The 24182-nt window shown below is 53.1% G+C and carries 23 protein-coding genes and 1 pseudogene; 23 read left to right on the forward strand and 1 reads right to left on the reverse strand.

Features of this window, described 5'->3' with window-relative positions; translation table 11 throughout:
• The first annotated feature begins 10 nt into the window (after positions 1-10).
• The 10 genes from EDD73_RS08935 (at position 11) to EDD73_RS08980 (ending at position 9195) form a co-directional block, all read left to right on the forward strand.
• Positions 11-997: a branched-chain amino acid ABC transporter permease gene (locus tag EDD73_RS08935; protein ID WP_131919446.1), complete on the forward strand. Its 987-nt coding sequence runs from the start codon at positions 11-13 to the stop codon at positions 995-997.
• Entirely contained in the window at positions 978-1760 is a 783-nt protein-coding gene (locus EDD73_RS08940) for an ABC transporter ATP-binding protein (protein ID WP_131919447.1), read from the forward strand. Before EDD73_RS08935 ends, EDD73_RS08940 begins: the two co-directional genes overlap by 20 nt.
• Positions 1744-2448 (forward strand): ABC transporter ATP-binding protein, encoded by a 705-nt coding sequence (locus tag EDD73_RS08945; RefSeq protein ID WP_131919448.1) that lies wholly within the window; start codon positions 1744-1746, stop codon positions 2446-2448. Before EDD73_RS08940 ends, EDD73_RS08945 begins: the two co-directional genes overlap by 17 nt.
• Positions 2449-2566: 118 nt before the next feature.
• Entirely contained in the window at positions 2567-3139 is a 573-nt protein-coding gene (locus EDD73_RS08950) for a rod-binding protein (protein ID WP_131919449.1), read from the forward strand.
• Between the two features lie 126 nt (positions 3140-3265).
• Positions 3266-5734 carry a Lon protease family protein gene (locus EDD73_RS08955; protein ID WP_131919450.1) on the forward strand — a complete coding sequence of 823 codons (2469 nt, stop codon included), beginning with the start codon at positions 3266-3268 and terminating at the stop codon, positions 5732-5734.
• 2 nt (positions 5735-5736) lie between these two features.
• Positions 5737-7047, forward strand: coding sequence for a glycosyltransferase family 39 protein (locus tag EDD73_RS08960; RefSeq protein ID WP_131919451.1), 1311 nt, complete (start codon positions 5737-5739; stop codon positions 7045-7047).
• Positions 7048-7067: 20 nt separating this feature from the next.
• On the forward strand, positions 7068-7319 hold the full coding sequence (locus tag EDD73_RS08965; RefSeq protein ID WP_131919452.1) for an FmdB family zinc ribbon protein: 252 nt from the start codon (positions 7068-7070) through the stop codon (positions 7317-7319).
• A gap of 79 nt (positions 7320-7398) precedes the next feature.
• A complete protein-coding gene (gene queC / locus EDD73_RS08970) occupies positions 7399-8091 on the forward strand; it encodes a 7-cyano-7-deazaguanine synthase QueC (RefSeq protein WP_131919453.1) in 693 nt (230 codons plus the stop codon).
• A 24-nt stretch (positions 8092-8115) separates the two neighbouring features.
• Positions 8116-8880, forward strand: coding sequence for a TIGR03915 family putative DNA repair protein (locus EDD73_RS08975; RefSeq protein WP_131919454.1), 765 nt, complete (start codon positions 8116-8118; stop codon positions 8878-8880).
• A 21-nt stretch (positions 8881-8901) separates the two neighbouring features.
• Positions 8902-9195 carry a hypothetical protein gene (locus tag EDD73_RS08980; RefSeq protein ID WP_131919455.1) on the forward strand — a complete coding sequence of 98 codons (294 nt, stop codon included), beginning with the start codon at positions 8902-8904 and terminating at the stop codon, positions 9193-9195.
• A gap of 79 nt (positions 9196-9274) precedes the next feature.
• Here the strand turns inward: EDD73_RS08980 and EDD73_RS08985 are convergent, their stop codons facing one another.
• Positions 9275-10273, reverse strand: a complete 999-nt coding sequence (locus tag EDD73_RS08985; RefSeq protein WP_131919456.1) for a delta-lactam-biosynthetic de-N-acetylase — start codon at positions 10271-10273, stop codon at positions 9275-9277.
• A gap of 198 nt (positions 10274-10471) precedes the next feature.
• Here EDD73_RS08985 and lysA point away from each other — a divergent pair, with 198 nt between their 5' ends.
• The 13 genes and pseudogenes from lysA (at position 10472) to EDD73_RS09050 (ending at position 24173) form a co-directional block, all read left to right on the forward strand.
• A complete protein-coding gene (lysA, locus tag EDD73_RS08990) occupies positions 10472-11851 on the forward strand; it encodes a diaminopimelate decarboxylase (RefSeq protein WP_320055181.1) in 1380 nt (459 codons plus the stop codon).
• A 126-nt stretch (positions 11852-11977) separates the two neighbouring features.
• Positions 11978-14653, forward strand: coding sequence for a CBS domain-containing protein (locus EDD73_RS08995; RefSeq protein WP_243116858.1), 2676 nt, complete (start codon positions 11978-11980; stop codon positions 14651-14653).
• On the forward strand, positions 14646-15275 hold the full coding sequence (locus EDD73_RS09000; RefSeq protein ID WP_131919457.1) for a site-2 protease family protein: 630 nt from the start codon (positions 14646-14648) through the stop codon (positions 15273-15275). Before EDD73_RS08995 ends, EDD73_RS09000 begins: the two co-directional genes overlap by 8 nt.
• Before the next feature lie 33 nt (positions 15276-15308).
• Positions 15309-16316, forward strand: coding sequence for a tryptophan--tRNA ligase (gene trpS / locus EDD73_RS09005; RefSeq protein WP_131919494.1), 1008 nt, complete (start codon positions 15309-15311; stop codon positions 16314-16316).
• 3 nt (positions 16317-16319) lie between these two features.
• Positions 16320-17057 (forward strand): segregation and condensation protein A, encoded by a 738-nt coding sequence (locus EDD73_RS09010; RefSeq protein WP_131919458.1) that lies wholly within the window; start codon positions 16320-16322, stop codon positions 17055-17057.
• Between the two features lie 4 nt (positions 17058-17061).
• A complete protein-coding gene (gene scpB, locus EDD73_RS09015) occupies positions 17062-17628 on the forward strand; it encodes an SMC-Scp complex subunit ScpB (RefSeq protein ID WP_131919459.1) in 567 nt (188 codons plus the stop codon).
• A gap of 6 nt (positions 17629-17634) precedes the next feature.
• Entirely contained in the window at positions 17635-18495 is an 861-nt protein-coding gene (locus EDD73_RS09020; RefSeq protein WP_131919460.1) for an alpha/beta fold hydrolase, read from the forward strand.
• Positions 18496-18519: 24 nt separating this feature from the next.
• Positions 18520-19371, forward strand: a complete 852-nt coding sequence (locus tag EDD73_RS09025) for a bifunctional 5,10-methylenetetrahydrofolate dehydrogenase/5,10-methenyltetrahydrofolate cyclohydrolase (protein WP_131919461.1) — start codon at positions 18520-18522, stop codon at positions 19369-19371.
• A 59-nt stretch (positions 19372-19430) separates the two neighbouring features.
• Positions 19431-20060 (forward strand): cyclodeaminase/cyclohydrolase family protein, encoded by a 630-nt coding sequence (locus EDD73_RS09030; RefSeq protein WP_131919462.1) that lies wholly within the window; start codon positions 19431-19433, stop codon positions 20058-20060.
• Positions 20061-20434: 374 nt separating this feature from the next.
• Positions 20435-20659, forward strand: a pseudogene (locus tag EDD73_RS15460) (DUF2953 domain-containing protein); the annotation flags it as partial.
• 139 nt (positions 20660-20798) lie between these two features.
• The gene (gene ytfJ / locus EDD73_RS09040; protein ID WP_131919464.1) at positions 20799-21236 is read left to right on the forward strand and encodes a GerW family sporulation protein; all 438 of its coding nucleotides are present in this window, start codon (positions 20799-20801) and stop codon (positions 21234-21236) included.
• A 302-nt stretch (positions 21237-21538) separates the two neighbouring features.
• The gene (locus EDD73_RS09045; protein WP_131919465.1) at positions 21539-23647 is read left to right on the forward strand and encodes a chemotaxis protein CheA; all 2109 of its coding nucleotides are present in this window, start codon (positions 21539-21541) and stop codon (positions 23645-23647) included.
• Positions 23648-23681: 34 nt separating this feature from the next.
• Positions 23682-24173, forward strand: a complete 492-nt coding sequence (locus EDD73_RS09050) for a chemotaxis protein CheW (protein WP_131919466.1) — start codon at positions 23682-23684, stop codon at positions 24171-24173.
• Positions 24174-24182: the final 9 nt, after the last annotated feature.

Here is a 24182-nt window from a genome sequence, read left to right on the forward strand (position 1 = left end):
GTGACTGTTGATGAAAAAAATGTTCTTTTCCCTGCCGAATCTTTTGATGGCCCTTTTGCTGCTGGCTTTTTACGGGCTCACTTATGCAGGACTGGAGCAAGGCTGGATTGATGACTACTATAAGCTAAACTTGTTTTTGATCTGCATCAACATCATCTTGGCTGTTTCCCTGAACGTAATCAACGGCATGACCGGTCAATTCTCCATTGGCCACGCTGGGTTTATGGCGATCGGTGCTTATGGTTCGGCGGTCATGACCATGAAGCTGGGATTCCCCTTTGGTGCTGCTTTGATCGTCGGTGCTGTTGGTGCGGCCTTGGCGGGACTGATTGTCGGCATTCCGACGCTGCGCTTAAAAGGCGACTACCTGGCCATCGCTACACTTGGCTTCGGCGAGATCATCCGGGTGATCATTCTCAACATCGAGTATGTCGGCGGTGCTGCCGGCCTGAACGGAATTGCCCAGTACACCAACTGGCACTGGATCTTTTTCTTGACTGTCGCCACGGTACTGGTGATCAAGAACTTCATGACCTCGACGCACGGCCGTGCGTGCATCGCTATCCGCGAAAATGAAATCGCTGCTGAGACGATGGGTGTTGACATTACGCGCTATAAAGTCATCGCCTTTACGATCGGCGCTTTTTTTGCCGGGCTGGCCGGTGCGCTCCATGCCCATTATTTTTATACGATTCAACCGACCACCTTTGGCTTTATGAAGTCTTTTGATATTCTCGTCTTTGTGGTGCTCGGCGGGCTGGGATCGCTGACGGGCTCGATCTTGTCGGCGATTGGACTGACCGTGCTTTCGGCATTTTTGCAGGACTATGCTGAACTGCGCATGGTGATCTATTCACTTCTTCTGATTATCGTCATGCTCGTACGGCCGCAAGGCTTGATGGGGACAGCGGAGTTTTCCTATCGCGGCGTGGCGAAGTTGTACGATCGCTTGAGCGGCAAGGGAAGGGGGCCCGGCAATGATACTGCTGTCGGTTAATCATTTAAGTAAATCCTTTGGTGGCTTAAAAGCGGTATCAGCCGTCAATATGGAACTGCGTATGGGCGAGTTGGTCGGGCTCATCGGCCCCAACGGCGCCGGCAAGACGACTGTTTTTAACTTGCTGACCGGGGTCTACCAGCCGACGGAAGGTGATATCGCCCTGCGCCGGCAATCGATCGTTGGCCTCAAGCCCTGGCAGATCAACCAAAGAGGAATTGCCCGCACTTTCCAAAATATCCGCTTGTTCAATAACCTTACGGTTCTGGAAAACGTGAAAATCGCTTATCACCAGCACGCCAGTTATGGCATCGCTTCGGCGATTTTGCGCTTGCCTGGTTTTTACAAGGGCGAAGACGATATGAGCCAAAAGGGCATTGAACTGCTCAAGATTTTCAAGCTCGAGCATAAAAAAGATGAGCTGGCCAAGAATTTGCCTTATGGGGAGCAGCGCCGCTTGGAGATCGCTCGGGCCATGGCCGCTCAGCCGCAACTGTTGCTCTTGGACGAACCGGCGGCCGGCATGAACCCTCAGGAAACGGCCGAGTTGATGGATATGATCCGCTGGGTACGACAAAATTTTGACATGACCATACTCTTGATCGAGCATGACATGGCGCTGGTCATGGGCATCTGCGAACGGATCTATGTGCTCGATTACGGTCAGATCATTGCCGAGGGAACACCGGCGGAGATCAAGAGCAATCGCAAGGTGATCGAAGCCTATCTCGGGGAGGACATCAGCCATGCTCACGGTTCGTAATCTCCATGTCTATTACGGGGCGATTCACGCCTTAAAAGGCGTTTCCCTTCAGGTGGAAGAAGGTGAAATCGTTACCCTGATCGGCGCTAACGGTGCCGGCAAGACAACGACGCTCCATACGCTTTCGGGCCTTTTAAAACCAAGAGAAGGAGAGATTCTCTTTCAAGGTCAAAACATTGCTGGCATGGCCGCCCAAAAGATCGTCGCCCTCGGCCTATCGCAAGTGCCGGAAGGGCGCCGTGTTTTTGCCAATATGACCGTCCTGGAGAACCTGGAATTGGGTGCTTTTTTACGCAAAGACGCAGCGGGGATTAAAGAAGATATGGAGAAAGTCTTTGTACGCTTTCCTCGACTGCAAGAGCGGATCAAGCAACTGGCCGGAACGCTTTCCGGCGGGGAGCAGCAGATGCTGGCGATGGGACGGGCCTTGATGTCCCGGCCGAAGTTGCTGCTGTTAGACGAGCCTTCCATGGGCTTGGCACCGCTGTTGGTCAAGGAGATCTTTTCGATCATCAAGGAGATCAATGCGGCCGGCACGACGATTTTGCTGATTGAGCAAAATGCCCACATGGCCTTATCGATCGCCCAAAAGGCCTATGTGATGGAGACCGGTAAAATCGTACTTTCCGGTCCGGCCAACGAACTGGCCCAAAGTGAAGAAGTGCAAAAGGCCTATCTCGGTGGATAACGAAACGGTGTAACGGGCTTGCGTAGTGGTCGGTGACGATTGCACTTGATGGCAGTGACGATGAAGTGAATCGGTACTTGTTGGAAGTGCATGAACTTGTTGCAAGGAGGCGGCAAGGATGGTGACGATCGATCGTACTAATGGATTGGGAAACAATGTGGATCGACTGGCTTCGACAACGGTGGGCAAAGGCGTCGGCAGTGCCGGTGCCAGTTTTGACAATGTGCTGATGGATCGCCTGCAGCAGGCGGCGAAAGCGGAACTGGAGCGAACCCAAGGAGGCACGAATGGTGCGCAAACCGCTCAGCCTGGGGGTGGAACGCAAGCAACGGGGGAGCAATCTCCGGCAGCAGGCACAGGGTCGGTAGCGGGAAACCCGGATATGGAAAAACAAAAAGCACGCTTGAAAGCGATGTGCCAGGAGTTTGAAGCGGTGTTTCTGCAGCAGATGCTTAAAGGGATGCGCAACACGGTCATGAAATCGGATCTCGTTCCAGAATCGCCGGGCCGTGACATTTGGGAAAGTATGCGCGATGAAGAATATGCCAAGACGATGGCCAAGAGCAATCAAGTGGGATTGTCGACGCTACTTTACAACCAATTAAGCCGTACCCTAGAGGGAACCACTGCCCCGCCGGCCACAGCGGCAACCGGACCCGTTGAAGCAAGCAAAAAGGATTCGGAAACATAAAGCCAATCAGCAGACTGTTCTCGCGGGAGAGCAGTCTTTTTTTGCGCTCTTTTCCACTATGCAGGAACAAAGTCCTGTGAGAACGAAATACAATCGGTAGAGCCGAGCCAAAAGGAGGCATGGATCTTGAGTAAAAAATCAAAGGGCAAGCTTCCGGAGGAAGCACAACGGTTGCAACCAACCCAATTGCAAGCCTATTGTGATCCTGCTGATTTTGCGTTTACCACGACCGATGAAATTGAGCCGCTGGGCACGGGGATCATCGGACAACCACGTGCATTGCGGGCGATGGAGTTTGGTCTTGCTGCTAAGCATTCCGGGTATCATATTTTTATCTCCGGTCCCAGCGGCACAGGGAAAATGACCTTTGCCCAAGCCGTTGCGCGCCAGGTCGCTGAGCATGAGCCGGCACCACAGGATATTTGCTATGTCAATCATTTTGCCAAGCCTGATCAACCGCGGGTACTTCATTTTGCGGCCGGTCAGGGGACCCTGTTCCGGAACGAAGTAAAAAAGCTGATCCAGGATTATCAGGATGGGCTGCGCAAGGTACTTGGCAGTAAGGACTATGAAGCCAAGCGGATCGAGTACCTGCGCCGGATCGAAGAGCAAATGAATGAACTGTTGCAGGAAATGGAAGAGATTGCTGCCGGTGAAGGATTTCTCTTAAAAAAAGGGGCGAACGGCTTTTTTCCCGTACCGATGGGCCAAGACGGCAAGGGCTTGACAAAAGAGGAATTCGAGGCGCTTGACGAAGCGACGCAAAAACACATTCAAATGAAGGAGTCGCGCCTGGAGGGGCTGTTGACTGATATCGCGCGCCGTTCCCGCCAATTGCAAGCCGTAGCAGGTCAATGGTTGCGCGGGTTCGAGCGTCAAGCAGCGACGGATACGATCGATCAACAACTTCAGGGACTGTTGGAGAAGTATGCCGAAGCGCCGCAGGTGATGGAATATCTGCAAGCGTTGCGAGATGATGTGATTGAGCATCTTGACGACTTTAAAGTGATCGAAGAAGGGGAAAGTGATGAAGGAGCGACGCCGCTGGCGTTGTTGACGAAGGCGCAAAAAGCATCAAGGGTACGCTATGATGTCAATGTGCTGGTGGCGACGGTGCCGGATAAGGGTGCCCCGGTGATCGTCGAAAACAACCCGACCTATCCGCATCTCTTCGGCAAGGTTGATTATCGTTCCTTATTCGGCAATTGGGTCACTGATTTCACGATGCTCAAGCCTGGCGCTGTTCATCTGGCTAACGGCGGCTATCTGATCGTACCGGCCCTGGCGCTGCTCTCGGAACCGGGTGCCTGGGACGGACTGAAACGGATCCTCAAATCGGGGGAAATCCGCATCGAGAATTTAAGCGATCATCTGGGGTTGTCCTTGTCGGCATCGCTCAAACCGGAACCGGTGCCGGTCAATGTCAAAGTGATTCTGCACGGTTCGGCCCGCATTTATCATTTGCTGTATGCATTAGATGAAGATTTTCGCAAATATTTTAAGGTACGTGTCGACTTTGATGAAGTGATGGAGCGCAATCAAGAGACGATGGCGCAGTACGCGGGTTTTATCCGTTCCCTCGCGGAGCGCGAAGGGTTGCCGGCTTTTACGGCTAGGGGGGTGGCGCGCATTATCGATGAGTCGAGCCGGATGGTCGCCGATCAAACCAAGCTGTCGGCCCACTTTGACGTGATCAAGGGCTGGGTGCTGGAAGCCGCCCACTGGGCACCGCCTGGTGCCTTAGTTGATGCGGCCCATGTGGACCAGGCGATCTGGGAGCGCCGGTATCGTCATGACAGCAGTGAACGGCGGATACGGGAGGAAACCTTGCGCGGCACGTTGATGATCGCCACGGAGGGACAGGTGATCGGCCAGGTCAACGGGTTAGCCGTTTTGGATCTGAATGACTATCGTTTTGGTAAACCGTCACGGATCACCGCCCGTTCCTACCTGGGTCGTGAGGGCGTCATCCATATTGAACGGGAAACCCAGATGAGTGGACAAAGCCACGATAAAGGTATCTTGACGCTTGCGTCTTTCTTCGCAGCACGCTTTGCCCGGGAGCGTCCCGTCGCCTTTGCCGCGACGATCACCTTTGAACAACTTTATGGCGGGATCGACGGAGACTCGGCGTCGGTGGCTGAGCTTTGCGCACTTATGTCGGCCATTGGGGAGCTTCCCCTGCGCCAGGATCTCGCCGTTACCGGCTCCGTCAATCAACATGGTGAAGTACAGCCGATTGGCGGCGTCAATGAAAAAATCGAAGGCTTTTTCCGTATTTGCCAAGCTCGTGGGTTGACAGGGCAGCAGGGCGTAATCATCCCGGCGTTGAATCAACCGCATTTGATGTTGAGCCGGGAGGTGATCGATGCGGTCAGGCAAGGAACGTTTCATGTGTTCTCAGTGACAACGGCCGATCAAGCGATGGCCCTGCTCACCGGACTGCCACCGGGGAAAACCGGCAAAAATGGGCAGTGGAGCGAAGGGTCTTTTAACCGGGCTGTGAGCGATGCGCTGGAGCGTATGCATCAAGCTTGGCAGGATGTGCGACGAACGAACCGGATCAAAGGAAGCGGACAACGTAAGGATGGATAATTTTGTTGCTACCAATCCATGATCGTCAAGAACGACCGATTATCGTGGTACTTTTGATCGCCTTGATTCTGCGCTTGACCGTGGGTTTTTTTCAAGGGCCGACGCTGACGTTACACAGTGATGATCAAGCCTATCTGCAGTGTGCCTTGCGCTGGCTGGAAACGGGGACGATGACCTTTGGCTCGGAGCGGCCGACAGCTTTTGTGGGGCCGCTTTTCCCAGGTTTTTTGGCCGTGCTTTTGGCTGTTTTCGGCGGTGATGACAGCGGGGTGCAGGCCATCCGTTACGTACAGGTGTTGATGGGTACGGCGATCGTCTATCTTACCTACCGCCTGGGCTGCGCTGTTGCCGATCAGCGTACGGCCTTACTCGCCGCGCTGGTCATGGCGCTCTATCCACCGAATATTTTGGTCAACGGCCTGATTTTGACGGAGACCTTGTTTACGTTGTTGCTGCTCGGTGGGCTTTTTTTGCTTGTACGGATTGTCGAAGATGATGGTTTTGCCGACTTATCCTTTTGGCTGCGCTGGGGCATCTTCGGGGTTTATACGGCGCTGTTAGCGCTGACGCGAGCGACGGCGGCGCTGTACCCGATCCTGTTTGTGCTGTATCTCTGGTGGGTACGGCGCTGGACGTTGCGGCGCTGTTTGCAGGGGGCCGCGGTTTTCGCCTTGGCCTTTAGTTTGGTGATGGCCCCTTGGTGGGTGCGCAATTACGTGCAGTTTGATCAGGTGATCCTCTTTTCTTCCGGTGCCGGCGAACCGTTGCTGATGGGCACTTATGTGGAAATGGAAGGCCTGGATGATCCGGCATCGCTGGGCTGGCCTGCCGGTACCGATGAGATCGATACGCAGCAAAAGTACAAGGTGCTGGCGATGGAACGATTGCGCACGCTGGTGCCGGAGGAACCGGGGCGGTACCTTTGGTGGTATACTTGGGGCAAGTTCGCGGCCATGTGGGGCCATGCGTTTATGTGGCCGCCGATCTGGATGGCGATCTATCCTTATGTCGAAATGGTCCATCTGTTTTTGATGGCCGGAGCCGTACTGGGCATTGGGTGGGCACTGGTACGCCTGGTACGCGCCCCCGTGCCGGGCAGGAGCGGAAGGGACCGCATCGCCGGTGACCCTTGGAGCGGTGCCGGACAACTGCAAATGCCCTTGCTTTGGTTGTCCCTGCTGGGCTATTATTCAGTAGTGTATATTGCTTATTTTGCTTTTCCCCGTTACCATATTCCTTTATTACCGATTGTTTTTTTATTTACGGCCTATGCCTGGGTCTCTCTTTATGACTGGATGATGGATAGGCCTTGATCAGAGGAGGACAAGAGAATATGCCCATTTATGAGTATCGTTGTTTGGACTGTGGAAAGGTGTTTTCATTGCTACGTTCATACCAGCAGCGGGATGATCAAGCCCTTTGCCCCCACTGTCAATCGGATCAGTTAAAGCGATTGATGAGCAGTATCGGTATGGTCAGCGTCAAGGCATCGGGCGGCTCCTGTGCCAGCGGTGATTGCGCCAGCGGCGCCTGTGATTTCGGCTCCTGCAGCACCGGTGCCTGCGGATTCGGCGGTTGTCACTGACCTAAGGCAGGGAAAGGCCCACTGATTGTCGAACATTGACGCGAAGAATCACGGAATGAATGGGAGAAGGAGTCAACCGATGCGAAATGCAGCGCGAGAACGTAAAGCGGTCGTTATTTTGTCGGGCGGGCTTGATTCCACGGTCTGCATGGCAGCAGCCGTCAGTGTGGGCTTGAAGGTGTATGGCCTGACCTTCGATTATGGGCAACGTCACCGCCGGGAACTTAAGGCGGCAGCGGCGGTGGCTCGTCACTATGGCGTGGAACATACGGTGGTGTCATTACCCGATATTTTTGCCAGTAATGCCTTGACGAAGGAATTGAACAAGTTGGAAGTGAGCGGCGAGATACGGGCAGGAATTCCTGCCACCTATGTACCGGCCCGCAATATTCTTTTTCTCAGTTATGGCTTGGCTTGGGCGGAAAATGTCGGTGCGGAGCAAATCTATATCGGTGTTAATGCCACTGATTACACGGGATACCCTGATTGCCGACCGGCCTTTATCGAGGCTTTTCAACAGATGATTGAAGTGGGAACGGAAGCCGGGTTGAACGGTCGGGCGATTCAGATATGTGCACCACTGATGCAAATGACCAAAAAAGAGATCATACAATGGGGTATCGAGTTAAAAGCGCCCTTGGGATTAACGCATACGTGCTATCAAAATGCCGAACCGCCTTGCGGTGTCTGTGACAGTTGCCGCTTGCGTAAAGCCGGCTTTGCCGAAGCCGGCAAGGTGGATCCCCTGTCCTTCCGGCCGATGTTGGACTGACCGGCGCAGGGGAGGGTGAGGGCATTGTTGCAGTACCGCTACGACGGCAGTTTTGAAGGTTTGTTAACGGCCGTGTTTGAAGCGTATCGGCGCCGTGAATTTCCTGAACAGATCTGTTCCGAAGAGGAAGCTTCGCTGGGGTTATTCACAGAACCGGTGGTGATCACCACTGATCCGGCCAAAGCGGAACGCGTGTACCGTTCGATCGGTGAACGCATCTCGCCGCAGGCGCTGCACCATGTGACCTATGCTTTTCTTTCGGAACTGCCGGGCCGTGAAGATGCGGTTTTGGGTTATTTGCGCTTAGGTTGGCAAGTGGGCTCGGCCGTTGATGCTTGTCTTACTGAAGATGCCGTGGCCGAAGTCCATCGGTTGAGTGCCAAAGTGCGTCATGAGCGCCATCGCTTGCTGGGGTTGATTCGCTTTCGTCTCCTGCCTGGTGACGTTTACTATGCACCGGTTTCCCCGGATCATCAGGTGGTTGCGTTGCTGGCGCCGCATTTTGCCGAACGGCTGGCTGATCAACGCTGGGTGATTCATGATCTCAAGCGCGGGCTGGCGGTGATGTATACGGCCAGGAAGTGGATCGTGACGGATATTGGCGGTACACCTTGGGGTGGTGCCGATCTGTCGGTACAGGTGGTCGCTGAAGATGAAGCGCTTTTTCAGCAACTTTGGCAAGGTTATTTTACGAACATTGCTGTTGAAGGCCGAACGAACCGCAAATTGCAGCGGCGTTGCATGCCCAAACGTTATTGGCCTTACTTGATTGAAAAGGTTAACTCGTGAAAATCATGAGAAAGGCAGGCAATGCCCATGATCCGCAAGAAAAAGCTCGAAGAATGGCTAATGGAACTGGAGTCCCATCCGTTTTTGGCTAAGAAAATGGAATTGAAAAAAGAAGAAGAAGACTTGGAATTTCGTTTGTCTGTATTAGAAGCTACGTATTACAATGCGCATACGAAGCCAAAAATTATCAAAGATATGCATGATCGGATCCATGATGTGCGTGTAAAAATCCGCGATGTAAACACAAGAATCAATGAAGAACGGTTAGACGAGATCATCTCCGTCGTTCGAGGAGAATTAGAAAAATTAAAATAATCGACGAAAAGATGAAAAGACCTCGCCCTTTCCTTTGGCGAGGTCTTTTCATGTACCAATAATTGGTCCAAATCATAAACTACTGCACGGGCAATGATTGGAAGGTGTAGCCCTGGGCGCGGCATTCATTGATCAATTGGGGCAGCATCATCGCATTATCCTCGGAAACGGCATGGAGCAAGATCACCGCACCGGGATGAAGCTGCTTCAGGACTTTTGGTAAGGCGGCGGTGGCACCGACTTGACGATCCACTTCCCAATCCTTGTAAGCGATGCTCCAAAAAACCGTTTGCATTCCCAGATCATGGGCGAGAGCGACGTTGTGCAGGTTATAGCGGCCCATCGGCGGCCGGTAGTGGCGGGGGGCTCGTCCCGTCAATTGGGCGACTTTTTCACTTAGTTTATTGAATTGGGCTTTTTGTTTTTCATCATCTAATGTCGTCATATCCGGGTGGTCGTAACTGTGGTTGCCGACAGCGAAACCTAATTCAGCCATGCGCCGTACCAGATCGGGATGTTCATTGACGAACTGACCGGTGACAAAAAAAGTGGCCGGCACATTCATCGATGATAAGGTATCTAAGATCTGCGGTGTAAAGCCGTTTTCGTAGCCTTCGTCGAAGGTCAAGTAAAGCGCAGTGCCACTGTCGGGAATGTGATAAAGTGCTTGATAAGGCCGTAAGGGATCGACCATGTCGCGGGGCCAAAGGGGAGCCACACCGGTGCGGTGACTAGGGATCCACCAGTCTTTGCCGGCTGTGACCGGCACATCTTGAGCCGGGAGGGCCGGTCCGGGAACTGCCGAGTCTGCGGTGGCGGTAACCGCGACGGCCTTAGGCGTCGTCGTCGGAACGACGGGGGTTGCCGCTGGCGGTGCAGGCCTTTCCAGGGAAGTAGGGCTCACCGCGGCGGCACTACCGGTCGTGCCGGATGGTTTGGCCGGTTGCACCCAAGGGGCCTGTTGATTTTGTCCAGCATCAACAGCCTTGGGATGATCGGGAGAGCAGCCTGCCAACTGCAGCGGGATAGCCAGCAGCAGCGGCAGTAGGAGGAACGGGCTACGGCGAGCGGTACACATTTTCGATTGCTCCTTGCATCATCATCTGCCTTCATTCTACCTTATTTCCGCAAATTTCGACATCATGCTTTTGCGTTGTGCAGGCGGTTGACGCACCGTTAATACCCATGATAGGATTATTAGCGAAATTACGTCACTGTGCAGCGATGATGCTGGCAGCGTAGGGTCAGCACGTAGGGGTTTACGATAGGGTTGATCATGACCGCTGGGCGCGAACTCGGCGGTTTTCCTTATGGTCAGGAGCAAAAAAAAGGGGATGGCGGAATGAAACTGCATGGAACAAGTCAAGTAAACGAGCAAGGTCAACTTTGCATCGGCGGCGTCGAAGCGACCGAATTGGTCAAGCAATTCGGCAGCCCGCTTTATGTCATGGATGAAGCAGCGATCCGGGCTAATTGCCAAGCCTACTATCAAGGTTTTGTGGCGTCCGGCGCCGGTGAAGTGATCTATGCTTCCAAAGCGTTTATGACGATGGCCATGTGCCGTTTGATTGAAAGCGAAGGCTTGGGCCTCGACGTGGTATCCGGCGGCGAACTTTATACGGCGAAGCAAGCCGGGTTCCCGATGGAGCGCGTCTATTTCCACGGCAATAACAAAACTGACGAAGAATTGGCGCTGGCCCTCGACTACGGCATTGGCTGCATCGTCGTTGACAACCATTTTGAAATGAAACGCCTCGATAAGCTGGCCGGTGAGCGCGGCGTCAAAGTGCCCGTTTTGCTGCGCATCACGCCCGGTATCGATTGCCATACGCATGATTTTGTCCGTACCGGTCAAATCGACTCCAAGTTTGGTTTTACCTTACCGACCGGTCAAGCAGCCGAAGCGGTTGGTGCGGTGCTGGCTTGCGAGAACCTGGACTTCCTCGGTGTACACTGCCATATCGGTTCGCAAATCTTTGAACTGGCTTCTTTCCAATATGCCGCTGAAGTGATGATGGGCTTTGCTGATGAGTTGCGGGCGAAGTTTGGCTGCACGATTCGTGTGCTTAACTTGGGTGGCGGTTTTGGCATTCGTTATACGGAAAAAGATGATCCTGCTGATGTGGCCGATTATGCTCGCCTCGTTATCGAAGCGGTACAGCAAGAAGCGCAAAAACGCAACATGCCTGTACCGAAACTGGTGGTGGAACCGGGCCGTTCGATCGTGGCTACGGCCGGCACGACGCTCTACACGGTGGGCTCGATCAAAGAGATCACCGGTGTGCGTAAGTATGTCGCTGTCGACGGCGGCATGACCGACAATCCCCGTCCGGCCCTCTATGGTTCTAAGTATGAAGCACTGTTGGCCAACAAAGCGAACCAGCCTAACGAAGAAGTGGTGACGATTACCGGCAAGTGCTGTGAGTCCGGCGATATGCTGATCTGGGATCTGTCGCTGCCGAAGGTGGAAAGCGGCGATATCCTGGCCGTAACTTGTACCGGCGCTTATAACTATGCCATGTCGATGAATTATAACCGCATTGGTCGCCCCGCCGTTGTCTTTGTCCGTGACGGCGAAGGATCTGTTGTGGTTAAGCGCGAGACTTGGGAAGACTTGGTGCGTAACGATCAAATCCCGGCGTCCATGCTGCGGTAACCAAAGATAAGACATAAGCGCTGATGTTGTCAGCAAATTAAGCAGTTCATCGCGGTGAACTGCATTTTCTTTTTATCGAAAAGGAAAACGTGCTATAATTTGCCCGATGAATGATGATGAGGACGGATGGCTTTGGATATTATCCTGACCCATATCAATACTGATTTTGATGGTCTGGCTTCGGTCGTAGCCGCTCATAAGTTATTTCCCCGGGCCCGTCCGGTGTTGCCCCATAAGATGGGTGCCAATGTGCAGGAATTTATGGCGCTGCATAAAGACAGCCTCGGCTTTATTCCGGCCAAAGAAGTGGTAGCCGGCAAAGTGCGGCGCATCATCATGGTCGATACCAAAGTAGCGTCGCGGGTAGGTCCGTTAGGGGCGCTTTTGGCGAATCCGAAAGTGGAAACCTATGTGTATGATCATCATCCGGTAGGTGATGATGATGTGCAGGCCAATCACCTGGTACGAGAAGATGTCGGGGCAACGACAACGCTCTTGGTCGAGATCATCCGCCGCCGCCATCTGCCCCTTTCTTCCTTTGAAGCAACCGTATTGGCGCTGGGCATTTATGAAGATACAGGGAGCTTAATGTTTTCCACGACGACAGTCCGTGATGTATTAGCGGCAGCCTATTTGTTAGAAAAAGGGGCCAATCTGGCGGTGGTTGCTCATTTTATCGATCGGCCCTTGTGCCCGGAGCAAAAGGCGCTGCTGCGGGCCATCGGTGATCGGGCGATGACGCTGACTGTTGGCGGTGTCCGCGTCGTGGTGACGTCAGCCGAACTGGATGAGTATGTGGAAGGGTTAGCGCTGTTGGTGCATCGGCAGGTAGAGATTGAAGGCAGTGACGTTTTTATCGCTGTGGTGCGCATGGAAGGCCGGGTTTATGTGGTGGGACGCAGTCGTGTGGAAGAGGTGCATGTCCACGAATTATTGCGCCCCTTTGGCGGCGGTGGGCACAGTGCGGCGGCGGCAGCCACCATCAAAGGGGGGAACGTCAAGCAGATCCTCAACCAGATCGTACAGCAACTGCAACACACGATCCATCCACTCATGGGTGCTCGTGAGATCATGTCGTCGCCGGTCAAGACGGTGACACCGGCAACAACGGTCGATGAAGCCGGCAAAGTGTTGTTGCGCTATGGCCATTCCGGGATGCCCGTGCTGGATGGTGAAAAGCTCGTCGGTGTAATCAGCCGGCGCGACCTGGATAAAGCCGGATTGCATGGACTGCGTCACGCGCCGGTCAAAGGGTTCATGTCCCGTAAAGTGATCTCCATCCCTCCCGAAACTACGCTGGCGGAGATTCAACGGCTGATGATCGAACATGATATCGGTCGGTTACCGGTCATGGAACAAGGCAAGCTGGTGGGGATTGTTTCCCGCACCGATGTATTGCGCATGCTTCATGGTGAAAGCACGCCGGTTCAATACCGAGCTAATTTCTGTTCTGTGCCCGGCGGCGGAGCCAATGCTCTTCGGCCGGAAGGATCGTTGCGAGCCCAACTGGAAGAACGGTTGCCGCCGGCGCTCTGGCAACTCTTACAAGATGTAAGTGAACTGGCGGAGCGCATGAACTGCGGTGTTTATGTAGTCGGTGGCTTTGTGCGCGATCTGCTGCTGAAGGTCAATAATTTAGATATTGACTTGGTTGTGGAAGGCGACGGGATCGCTTTTGCTACGGCTTTGGCGGTGCAACTGGGCGGGCGGGTGAAAACGCACGAGAAATTCGGGACGGCCGTCGTTGTCTGGGGCCAGCAAAAGATCGATGTGGCCACGGCACGGCGCGAATTTTATCAATACCCGGCGGCGCTGCCGCAGGTGGAAGCGTCCAATTTGCGTCAAGATCTTTATCGCCGTGATTTTACGATCAATGCGCTGGCCATCTGCCTCAATCAAAGGCGTTTTGGCGAACTGATCGACTTTTTCTGTGGCCAGCGCGATCTGGAGCAAGGATTCATCCGGGTGCTCTATAACCTGAGTTTTGTGGAGGATCCGACGCGGATCTTGCGGGCCATTCGTTTTGAACAGCGCTATGGTTTTCAGATTGAGCCGGAAACGTTGCTCTTTGCCCGGGAGGCGATTGCGCGGCAGATGATCAAAGAATTGTCTTATGATCGCCTGTTCGCTGAACTGGTGTTGATTCTCTCGGAAGCCAATCCGGCACCGGCGTTGCGGCGGATCACGGAACTGGGGATCTGGCAGTACTTGATGCCGGAACTGGTCTGGACCGAGCGGGTCGAGTCTGAGTTACTGGCGGTACCGCCCCTGTTGGCAGCGATGGATACGGCTGGTCTGGGCCTTCCCGCACGCCCCTGGATGGTTTATTTGCTGGTGTTGACACGGCGCTTGCGCAGGGAAAGCATCGAAGCCGTCGGGACACGCTATCCCTTGCGCCAGCGTTTGCGCCAGGCCATGCAGACGCTGGCGGAAATGGGCGATGCCGTTGATGAATGCTTGAGCCAGTGGCTGGAAGCACCGTCACCGAGCCAGTTGGAGTCGCTGTTGTCCGGTTGGATCCTGGAAGCAACCATTGCGCTGCTGGTTGGGCGCCCACCGGCCGAGGCGATTGCGATCGTCCGGGCTTGGCAGCAGGTGCAGGCAGTGCGTCCCTTGCTGAACGGTCAGGATTTGCAGACGCTGGGGCTCCGGCCGGGACCGGAATTTGCTCGGATCTTACAGCAGTTACGCAAGGCCCGCCTCGACGGGCAGGTGCATGATCGCGATGATGAGTGGGCACTGGTGAAGCAGTGGTTGGCGGAACAGGCAAGCAAAAAAAAGCCAGGAGGTACCCATGTTTGACTTTAGCGTAGAGGGCATCGTGGCACGAGTTCCGGCGATTTTAATTGGGCTGGCGCTCCACGAATATGCCCACGGCAAGGCAGCGTCGCTCTTAGGCGACCCTACCCCGGCGCGGGAAGGACGGTTGACCATTAACCCACTGAAGCATCTTGACCCGATTGGTACGCTGATGCTCTTGATTGCACCGATCGGCTGGGCCAAGCCGGTCAATGTCAATCCTTATCTGATGCGCGGATCGATCAAAACATCGATGATGTTGGTGGCCGCTGCCGGGCCGGCTATGAATGTGTTGCTCGCCTTGGCCAGTGCGGTATTGTTTTACGGTCTGGTAGGAGGGCCGGAACTGGAGTTGATCTTGCAGTATATGCTGATCATCAACCTCTCCCTGGCTGTCTTTAACTTGCTGCCGATTCCGCCGCTCGATGGCTCAAAGGTATTGGCCGGGTTACTGCCCGATCGCTATGGGCAATTCCTGGGGCCTCTCGAGCAGTACGGGTCGCTGATTCTGTTGTTGGCGATTATGACGGGTGTCGCCGAGTGGGTGATTGGACCGGCCATGAAGCTGCTTTTGTATGGTTTTGTCGCGCCGGTCGGGCGAGCGATTGGAACACTGATTTTTTAAATAATGTGAGAGGGGTTTTTATACGTGGGTGCAATGGTGCCAAAGGGTAAGATTTTCAGCGGCATGCGGCCAACAGGGCGACTGCATATCGGTCATTTAAGTGTGCTGCAAAACTGGATTCGCTTGCAGCAGGATTACGACTGTGTTTTTTCCATTGTCGATTGGCATGCCTTAACCACATCCTTTGAAGATGTACAGGCCATGCAGACGAATATCCGTGAGATTGCCCTGGATTGGCTTTCCGCCGGCCTGGACCCGGAAATCAGCCCGATCAGCGTCCAATCGCAAGTCAAAGAGCATGCGGAACTGCACTTGCTGTTTTCGATGATGACGCCGGTCAGCTGGTTGGAACGCTGTCCGACCTATAAGGATCAGTTGCAGCAATTTGGCCTCAAGGGCAAAGAGATCAATATGTACGGCTTCTTGGGCTATCCCATGTTGATGACGGCCGACATTTTGCTGTACCTGGCGGATCATGTGCCGGTAGGTCAAGATCAACTGCCGCATATTGAGATCTCCCGGGAAGTGGCACGGCGCTTTAACTTCCTCTACCAAGTGGAGCTTTTCCCGGAACCACAGGCGATCTTGTCAGAAGTGCCCTTGCTGCCGGGCATCGACGGTCTGAAGATGAGCAAGTCCTACGGCAATGACATTGCCCTGTCGGCATCGGCAGCGGAATTGAAGGAAAAAGTGCGCCTTATGGTCACCGATCCGGCGCGGGTACGCAAAACCGATCCGGGAAATCCCGAGGTTTGCATCGTCCACACCTATCACAAGATCTACAGTACGGCGGAAGAAGTGGCCGAGATTGAAGAAGGTTGCCGCAACGCCACGATCGGTTGCGTCGCTTGCAAACAAGCGTTGGCAGCCAAGTTGGAAAACATGCTTGGGCCGATCCGGGAGCGCCGGGAAGCACTTTTGGCTCATCCCGGGCGCATCGATGAAATCTTAGCGGAAGGTTCGCGCCAGGCACGGCAAAAGGCAGCCGTGACGATGAATTTGACCCGTGAAGCCATGGGTGTACGTGGTGTCTTGGATTAGGGGATGGCATACCAGGTCAATTTGCCGGTTTTTGAAGGACCTTTTGATCTGCTCTACCACTTGATTGAAAAGCATGAAGTGGATATTTACGATATTCCGATTGCGCAGATCGCCGAGGAGTATCTGGCCTACTTGCGCCAGATGGACGAACTGGATCTGGAAGTAGCCAGTTCGTTTGTGGTGATGGCGGCGCAACTGTTGTCGATCAAAGCGAGGATGCTTTTGCCGGCGCCAACCATGGAAGGTGATAGCGGCGGTGAACCGGAACCGGTCGATCCGCGGGCAGAGTTGGTGGAGCGTTTGCTGGAATACCGCAAGTTCAAGGCCGTCGCCGAGGTGCTCAAGGCGCAGGAAGGCATCGCGGCGCAAGTCTATCCGCGCGTCGTCGATCCAGCATCGCTGGCCCATTTATTTCGGGAAGTTAACCCCTTGGAAGGCGTGATGATGGGCGATCTGCTGGCGGCGCTGCAAAAAGCACTGCGCCGCCAGCGCCGTGACGAGATGGTCGCTGATGTGCCGCGGGAAGAAGTGTCGGTGCAGCAGCGCATGAATGAGGTCTTGGCGAATCTGCAACAAACACCGGCTGAACCGGCTCCGTTGGAACGTTTTTTCACGGGCAATCACTATCGTGATGAGTTGATCGTCACTTTTTTAGCGCTCTTGGAGTTGGTGCGTTTGCGCCGCATCCGTCTTTTGCAGCGGGAAACACTGGGAGCGATTTACGTATTGCTCAGGGAGTGAGGTTATGTTTGCCCAGGAGATGAAAGGCGCCGTGGAAGCGCTTTTGTTTGTGTCGGGGGAGCCGCTGCCGCTGGAGACGCTGGCTAAGATCACCGGGATCGAAGCCGGTGAACTGGCTGAGTTGCTGGCAGGGATGGCTGAGGAATATGCCGGACAAAAGCGCGGGTGGCGGCTGGAAGAAGTGGCCGGCGGGTATCGCCTGGTAACCTGCCCGGAGTACGCGCCCTATATTGAGCAGTTATTGCAGCATCCCAAGGCGGGCTTGTCCCATGCTGCCTTGGAAACGCTGGCGATCATTGCCTATCGCCAGCCGGTGACGCGCTTGGAAATTGAGCAGATTCGCGGTGTGAAAGCCGATCACTCCCTGGCGAATTTGTTGGGCAAGAACTTGATCTGTGAGGTCGGGCGCAAGGAAACGCTGGGTCGGCCGATCTTATACGGTACGACGGAAGAGTTTTTGCGCCATTTTGGCTTGCGCCAGACTGAAGAATTACCGAAACTTGATGAAGTTTTTGTGCAAGAAGAGATACCTTTATTTGCGGAGCAACCGGTAGGGGATGAGAAGGAGTGATCGGTCATGGTGCCAGTTCGCCAGACATTGACGTTACCACATATGAAGTTATCTTATCTGGAGTGGCGGCCGTCCGATGGGGTTGAACGTCCGCCCCTTTTGCTGTTACATGGGTTAGGCGATCACGCGCTGGTCTGGTCGGATTTGGCTGAGCGATGGGCCGATCGTTTTCATGTGATTGCGCCGGACATGCATGGGCATGGTGAGAGCAGCAAGCTGGACCGTGGCTATACCTTTCCGGAAGTCATTGGCGACTTGGAAGCTTTGCTGGATCATCTGGGTTGGGCGAAAGCGCACATTCTTGGTCATTCCTGGGCAGGCAAGCTGGCACCGATCTGGGCGCGGATGCATCCAGGGCGCTTTGCCAGCATGATCTTGGTCGACCCGATCTTTATTGTAAAAATGCCGGCCGTGATGAAGGTGATCTTTCCCATTCTTTATCGTGTGCTGGACAGCATGAAAGGGATGGGGCCGTTTGCTACGTATGAGGAAGCGGAAGCATTAGCCCGCACGCTTCGGCAGTATCAAGGCTGGAGCCCTTTGCAAGAGCAGGTCTTTCGCCAGGGCATGGAGCAAAAACCGGATGGTCGCTGGGGCAGTAAGTTCGTGGTGGCAGCGCGCAATCAGATCTTCGAAGATGTGATGAAAGTGCCGGGACTGACGGTGCCCCTGACGATGCCGACGCTTTTTGTGCGTCCGGAGCAAGGCGTGAATCGCATGACTTGGCAAATGAAGCCGTACCACCAGTTCTTGAAAAATTTGACGGTAGCCATGGTGCCAGGTAATCACTGGCCCTACCTGGTGGAGCATGCGGCTTTTTATCAAGCCGTCGATGCTTTTTTAATGAAACAAGTAAAGCAGGCGTAATCACAGAAAAAGGCGGTATGAACGATGGGCGCAGTTTTGATTGATGGTAAGCAGGTAGCAGCTTCGTTGCGGGAGGCGTTGATCCGTGAAGTCGCTGAGGTAACGGCGCAGGGAATTGTGCCGAAATTGGCTGTTGTTTTGGTCGGTGATGATCCGGCATCGGTGGTGTATGCACGGAGTAAGGAGAAGGCGGCAGCCAAAGTAGGGATCGCTTATGAATTGCATCACTTACCGGGAACAACTGCGGAAGCGGATGTGCTGGCCCTGGTAGCTCAGCTTAATCAGGATAAGACGGTTCACGGCATCTTAGTGGAATTACCGCTGCCGAAAGGTATGGATAAACAGCGGGTGATGGCGGCCGTTGATCCCCTGAAAGATGTCGATGGAATGCATCCGGCCAATCGCGGTGCGCTGCTTAGCGATGCACCGGCCCTGGTGGCAGCGACGCCGCTGAGCTGCATTGCTTTGCTCGATCATGCCGGTGTGGATCTGAACGGTAAGCGCGTTGTGTTAGTTGGCCGGGGAGAAACGGTAGGCAAACCGTTGTTTTTCCTCTTATTGAAGCGCAACGCCACAGTGACGGTCTGTCATACGCGGACGCGTGATATGGCCGCCGAAGTGCGCCGTGGTGAGATTGTCATTGCTGCTGCCGGCAAAGCGGGCTTGATCACCAAGGACATGGTGGCACCGGGAGCCATCGTAATCGACGCAGGGATTAACGAAACGCCGGAAGGCGGTATTACCGGTGACGTTGCGCCAGATGTAGCGGAAGCGGCTGGCATGCTTTCACCGGTGCCCGGTGGTGTTGGTTCCTGCACAACGGTGTTGTTATTTCACAATGTGTTGCGCGGCCTGAAAATGCAGCATGGGTTGTAAGCACGAACCCAATTCATTGAGCGAATCGAATGCGAAGGAAACGGTAGGGAGGCTGTTGGATGAGTACTCTTTTTGATTTGTCCTTACGTGATGTGCTGGCGGTGGCATCTTCGGCGGAACCAACGCCGGGCGGTGGATCGGTGGCGGCGCTTGCCGGGATGTTTGCGACATCGATGGTCTCCATGGTCGCGAATTTAACGATCGGCAAGGATAAGTACAAAGATGTAGAAGCCCAAATCGAAGCATTGCGAGCACAGGCGCTGGCCGTCAGTGCTGATTTGGAACGGCTGGTGCAGGAAGATATGCATGCCTTTGCCGGTTATATGGCAGCCATTCGTATGCCCAAATGCACCGATGCGGAGCGTTGTCATCGGCAAGCGGCCATGAAGGCAGCAGCAGTGAACGCAACGGAAGTACCGCTGGCGATTGCCGCTGCTTGTCTGGAAGGCTTACGTATCGCTGAGGCTCTGGCACCCATCGGCAGCAAACTGGCTATCTCCGATGTCGGTGTAGGCGCTTACCTTGGTGAAGCAGCACTAAAAGCAGCGCTGCTAAGCGTCGAGATCAATTTACCCGCCATCGATGATGCTGCCTATGTAGCGGGGATACGGGACAAGATGACGCAACTCGTCGCGGAAGCAGCCAAGCTGCAAGCATCGGCTGTATCGATAGTGCGTGAGCGGATGTAGCACAGGCGCTACTGATGTTTCTGGAAGGAAACGACTGCGATAAAGGTTAAAGTGACGGTTTTCCGGGAATACTATCCTTCTGAAGCGAGAGGGTGGCGGGAACCGTGAAAGAAGTGGGGATGTGGCTGCTGACTGCCGGAGGTTTGCTTCTGGCAGCAGTAGCTTTTTTTTTATGGATACCGATTCGGTTTCATCTGACCTACAATTCACAGGAAGGCGGGCGGCTGACCGGATCGATTGCCGGACGGATCATCTCGATCTGGGGTGCCCGTCCCGGGGAAGAAAGTGCCTTGCCGTGGAGCAAAGTGATGATGCGTATCCGCTCATGGCGGCCTGATCAAGAAAGTGGAAGGATGCGCATGAGTGGGCGGCGAATGTATCGGCTGGTTACACCGTGGCTGCGTAGTTTTTGGGGGTATCTGGGCGCCCATCGCCAAGCGATCCGGGTACAGCGGTTACACTGGAAGATACACATCGGCGGTCGTGATGCGATGGAGACAGCACTGGCGATCGGTGCGGCCTGGACCGTTGTACTCAATCTCTGGCGGGTGGCACGCTCGCGCTGTGATGCTCATCAAGGGGATGTAAATTTTCAGATCAAACCGGATTTTGCGGGCCTGCGCTGGCAGATGGAAGTGGATTGTATAGCAACCTTCCGCATCGGCTATATTATCCATGCTGGATTATGGCATGTGTCTCATCGTCGAGGCATGGAACGAAAAGGGAGTGACGTTGCGAATGAATCATCCAATCGAAGGTCTGATGCGTACCGCAATGGAGAGTATCAAAGAGATGGTCGACGTGAATACCGTCGTGGGGGACGCGGTCCACGCACCCGACGGGAGTTTGATTATTCCCGTTTCCCGCGTGGCCTGCGGGTTCGGCGTCGGGGGAACGGAATTCGAGCCGGAGAACCAGACAACCGCCGAAATCGGTCTGGGCTTTGGCGGCGGTAGCGGTGCCGGCGTTTCGGTGCAACCGGTCGGCTTTTTGGTTGTCAACCAAGGACAGGTGCGCATGTTGCCGGTAGATGGCAGCGCTGTTGTGGATCGCCTGGTGGACTTGGCTCCGCAGATGATGGATCGCTTGCGTGATTTGGTCTTGCGCGATGATGAGCCAACGGTGACTGTCCATCACTGTGAGCATCACGAAGAACCGGCAGCGCCAACGTATTGATCGTGGAATAAAGGCCGTAACTTCCTGACTTCAAAAGGAAGTTACGGCCTTTATGGACAGTATGGCTATGTTTAAAAAGATAATTATAATGATATTTTTAACTCTATTATTATAGTGTTTAGATGGATTCTCCTAATAGTTTAATAATTTATTGACAAATAGAAAAAAGATAATTATAGTTATCACATAGGAGGGATCTGTTCATCATAAAAAAAAATAGATCTAACAGTAAATGATTTTTTAGCTCCTGAAAATAGATTTTTATCGTGTTAAAAGAAAAAACGCTAAGGGGGGCGATGCGGATGTCTAATCAAGAGTATACCGATACGATGCTCGAAGTATACATTTTTGAAGCGTCACAACTGATTGAGCAGCTTGAAGTAGTGATCATGGAGAATGAGAAATCAAGTTGTTATACCTCCGAAGCAATCAATGAAATTTTCCGAATTATGCACACCATTAAAGGATCCTCTTCCATGATGTTTTTTACGAACATCTCTTCGGTTGCTCACAAGCTGGAAGATCTGTTTTTTTACTTACGTGAACAAAAACCGGAGCATGTGGACTGTTCGAGTCTTTCCGATCTCGTTTTCGAAGGTGTCGATTTTATTAAAGTCGAGATTGAAAAGATCAAGGCCGGTGATCGACCCGATGGCGAAGTGGACTCTCTTCTCGATAAGATCAATGATTTTCTGGCACAGTTAAAACAGATCAATGAAAATTCAGTGCCAACGGCTCCTAGTATGATAAACGCTACGGTGTCCGGTAACAGCAAAACAGAAACAGTAAGCAAAACAGAAACGGTAAGTACGCCAAGCCAACAGTTCTACATACCGCCCGATCAAGCATCGCTGGCCGGACAACAGAAAGTATTTAAAGCAACAGTCTTTTTTGATGAAGGCTGTGAAATGGAAAATATCCGGGCCTATACGATGATTCACCATCTGAAAGAATTGACCCATGATATCATTCATCTGCCGGCAGATATTATCAATGATGAACAAAGTATCCAAGTGATTCGTGAACAAGGATTTACGATTTATACGCGGGTTAGCAAGACCTATGCGGAAATCCATGAGCATTTCATGCAAACGATCTTCCTGAAAGACTTGCAATTAATTGAGCTTCCCGACAATGGTGATGTTTTCCCGGTTGAAACACCACAAACGGTACTGGTCGCTGAAAGCCCCGTGATCGTCCCAGCCCTTCCGGATAAAAAGGGCGAAAAAGAAGCGGTTGGACAAAGCATTATCAGCGTCAATGTGCAGAAACTGGATAAACTGATGGACTTAGTCGGTGAGATGGTCATTGCTGAGGCCATGGTATCGCAGAACCCCGACCTTGACGGATTAACACTCGTTAACTTTCACAAAGCAGCGCGACAACTTCATAAAATTACGACGGAAATACAAGATATCGTCATGTCGATTCGCATGGTCCCTCTTGCCAATACGTTTCAAAAAATGCACCGCATTGTTCGCGATATGTCCAAGAAATTGAATAAGGAAGTGGAACTGAAGATCAACGGTGAACAGACCGAAGTCGATAAAAATATCATTGAGCACATATCGGACCCCTTGATGCATCTTGTGCGCAATGCTGTTGATCATGGGATTGAAAGTGCTGTAGAACGGATTGACAAAGGCAAGCCAGCTAAAGGCACCGTGTTCTTGGAAGCGCAAAATGCCGGCAGTGATGTGCTGGTGACCATCAAAGATGACGGCAAAGGACTAAACAAAGCGAAGATTCTGGAAAAAGCAAGGAAAAACAATCAACTGACCCGGCCTGAAGCGGAAATGACCGATAGAGATATTTACAACTTGATCCTGCTTCCCGGTTTATCGACGAAAGATCAAGTCACGGAATTTTCCGGACGCGGTGTCGGTATGGACGTAGTGACTAAAAATATCGAGACCGTCGGTGGCTCCGTATCGGTGATGAGTGCCGAAGGGAGCGGCACCACGATAACCTTAAAGATTCCGCTGACCCTGGCGATCATCGACGGCATGAATGTACGGGTGGGCACAGCCCGTTACACCATTCCGACAACGGCGATCATGGAATCTTTTCGACCGAGCGTTGGGGAACTGATCACCGACCCCAATGGTAACGAAATGATCATGGTGCGGGGCCAGTGCTATCCTATCTTACGCTTACATGAACACTATCATGTGGAAAATGCCGAAACGGACATTACCCAAGGTATTTTAATTATGGTTAGCCAAGATGAAAAATACGTTTGTATTTTTGCCGATGAGCTCTTAGGGCAGCAGCAAGTTGTTGTAAAAGCACTCCCCAACTACATCAAGAAAACCAAAAAGATTGGAGGGTTAGCCGGCTGTACGTTGCTTGGTGACGGTAGCATCAGTTTGATTCTGGACATCGCGGGACTGCTACATAGGCGTACGTAACTCACCGGAACGCCTCAAGAAAGGAGACCTGACCATGAGCGATTTACTTGTTGCCGATATGGACGAAATCATCGAAGATACGCAAAAAGATAAATATCTGACGTTTACCTTAGGCAATGAATCCTACGGAGTCGAGATTAAGTTTGTCACCGAAATTATCGGTGTGCAGCCGATCACCGAAGTCCCGGAAATGCCTGAATACATCAAGGGAATTATCAACCTGCGCGGCAAAATTATTCCTGTCATGGATGTACGGTTGCGCTTTCACAAAGCTTTTCAAGAATACAATGATCGGACATGCATTGTCGTGATTGATGTGAAAGACACATCCATCGGGTTGATCGTCGATCGGGTAACGGAAGTCTTGTCCATACCGGATACAGAAATTGTGACTCCTCCGGAAATGAGCAAAGGAAACCGCGAATACATCAAAGGGGTCGGCAAAGTCGGGCAAGAGGTTAAGCTGATCTTGGATTGCGATAAGCTGCTCAATGAACAGGAAGCCGAAGAAATTAACCATCGATAATGAATGGGG

The sequence above is a fragment of the Heliophilum fasciatum genome (assembly GCF_004341395.1).
GTDB lineage: Bacteria > Bacillota > Desulfitobacteriia > Heliobacteriales > Heliobacteriaceae > Heliophilum > Heliophilum fasciatum.

What these genes read in the sequence shown, in the direction of transcription:
- EDD73_RS08995 (WP_243116858.1), top strand. Translation starts at nt 11,978, where the DNA reads ATGGCTTTGGATATTATCCTGACCCATATCAATACTGATTTTGATGGT.
- EDD73_RS09010 (WP_131919458.1), top strand. Translation starts at nt 16,320, where the DNA reads ATGGCATACCAGGTCAATTTGCCGGTTTTTGAAGGACCTTTTGATCTG.
- EDD73_RS08985 (WP_131919456.1), bottom strand. Translation starts at nt 10,273, where the DNA reads ATGTGTACCGCTCGCCGTAGCCCGTTCCTCCTACTGCCGCTGCTGCTG.
- lysA (WP_320055181.1), top strand. Translation starts at nt 10,472, where the DNA reads ATGACCGCTGGGCGCGAACTCGGCGGTTTTCCTTATGGTCAGGAGCAA.
- EDD73_RS08950 (WP_131919449.1), top strand. Translation starts at nt 2,567, where the DNA reads ATGGTGACGATCGATCGTACTAATGGATTGGGAAACAATGTGGATCGA.
- EDD73_RS08945 (WP_131919448.1), top strand. Translation starts at nt 1,744, where the DNA reads ATGCTCACGGTTCGTAATCTCCATGTCTATTACGGGGCGATTCACGCC.
- EDD73_RS08980 (WP_131919455.1), top strand. Translation starts at nt 8,902, where the DNA reads ATGCCCATGATCCGCAAGAAAAAGCTCGAAGAATGGCTAATGGAACTG.
- trpS (WP_131919494.1), top strand. Translation starts at nt 15,309, where the DNA reads ATGGTGCCAAAGGGTAAGATTTTCAGCGGCATGCGGCCAACAGGGCGA.
- EDD73_RS08935 (WP_131919446.1), top strand. Translation starts at nt 11, where the DNA reads ATGAAAAAAATGTTCTTTTCCCTGCCGAATCTTTTGATGGCCCTTTTG.
- EDD73_RS09020 (WP_131919460.1), top strand. Translation starts at nt 17,635, where the DNA reads ATGGTGCCAGTTCGCCAGACATTGACGTTACCACATATGAAGTTATCT.
- scpB (WP_131919459.1), top strand. Translation starts at nt 17,062, where the DNA reads ATGTTTGCCCAGGAGATGAAAGGCGCCGTGGAAGCGCTTTTGTTTGTG.
- EDD73_RS09000 (WP_131919457.1), top strand. Translation starts at nt 14,646, where the DNA reads ATGTTTGACTTTAGCGTAGAGGGCATCGTGGCACGAGTTCCGGCGATT.
- EDD73_RS09030 (WP_131919462.1), top strand. Translation starts at nt 19,431, where the DNA reads ATGAGTACTCTTTTTGATTTGTCCTTACGTGATGTGCTGGCGGTGGCA.
- EDD73_RS09050 (WP_131919466.1), top strand. Translation starts at nt 23,682, where the DNA reads ATGAGCGATTTACTTGTTGCCGATATGGACGAAATCATCGAAGATACG.
- EDD73_RS08940 (WP_131919447.1), top strand. Translation starts at nt 978, where the DNA reads ATGATACTGCTGTCGGTTAATCATTTAAGTAAATCCTTTGGTGGCTTA.
- ytfJ (WP_131919464.1), top strand. Translation starts at nt 20,799, where the DNA reads ATGAATCATCCAATCGAAGGTCTGATGCGTACCGCAATGGAGAGTATC.
- EDD73_RS09025 (WP_131919461.1), top strand. Translation starts at nt 18,520, where the DNA reads ATGGGCGCAGTTTTGATTGATGGTAAGCAGGTAGCAGCTTCGTTGCGG.
- EDD73_RS09045 (WP_131919465.1), top strand. Translation starts at nt 21,539, where the DNA reads ATGTCTAATCAAGAGTATACCGATACGATGCTCGAAGTATACATTTTT.
- queC (WP_131919453.1), top strand. Translation starts at nt 7,399, where the DNA reads ATGCGAAATGCAGCGCGAGAACGTAAAGCGGTCGTTATTTTGTCGGGC.
- EDD73_RS08965 (WP_131919452.1), top strand. Translation starts at nt 7,068, where the DNA reads ATGCCCATTTATGAGTATCGTTGTTTGGACTGTGGAAAGGTGTTTTCA.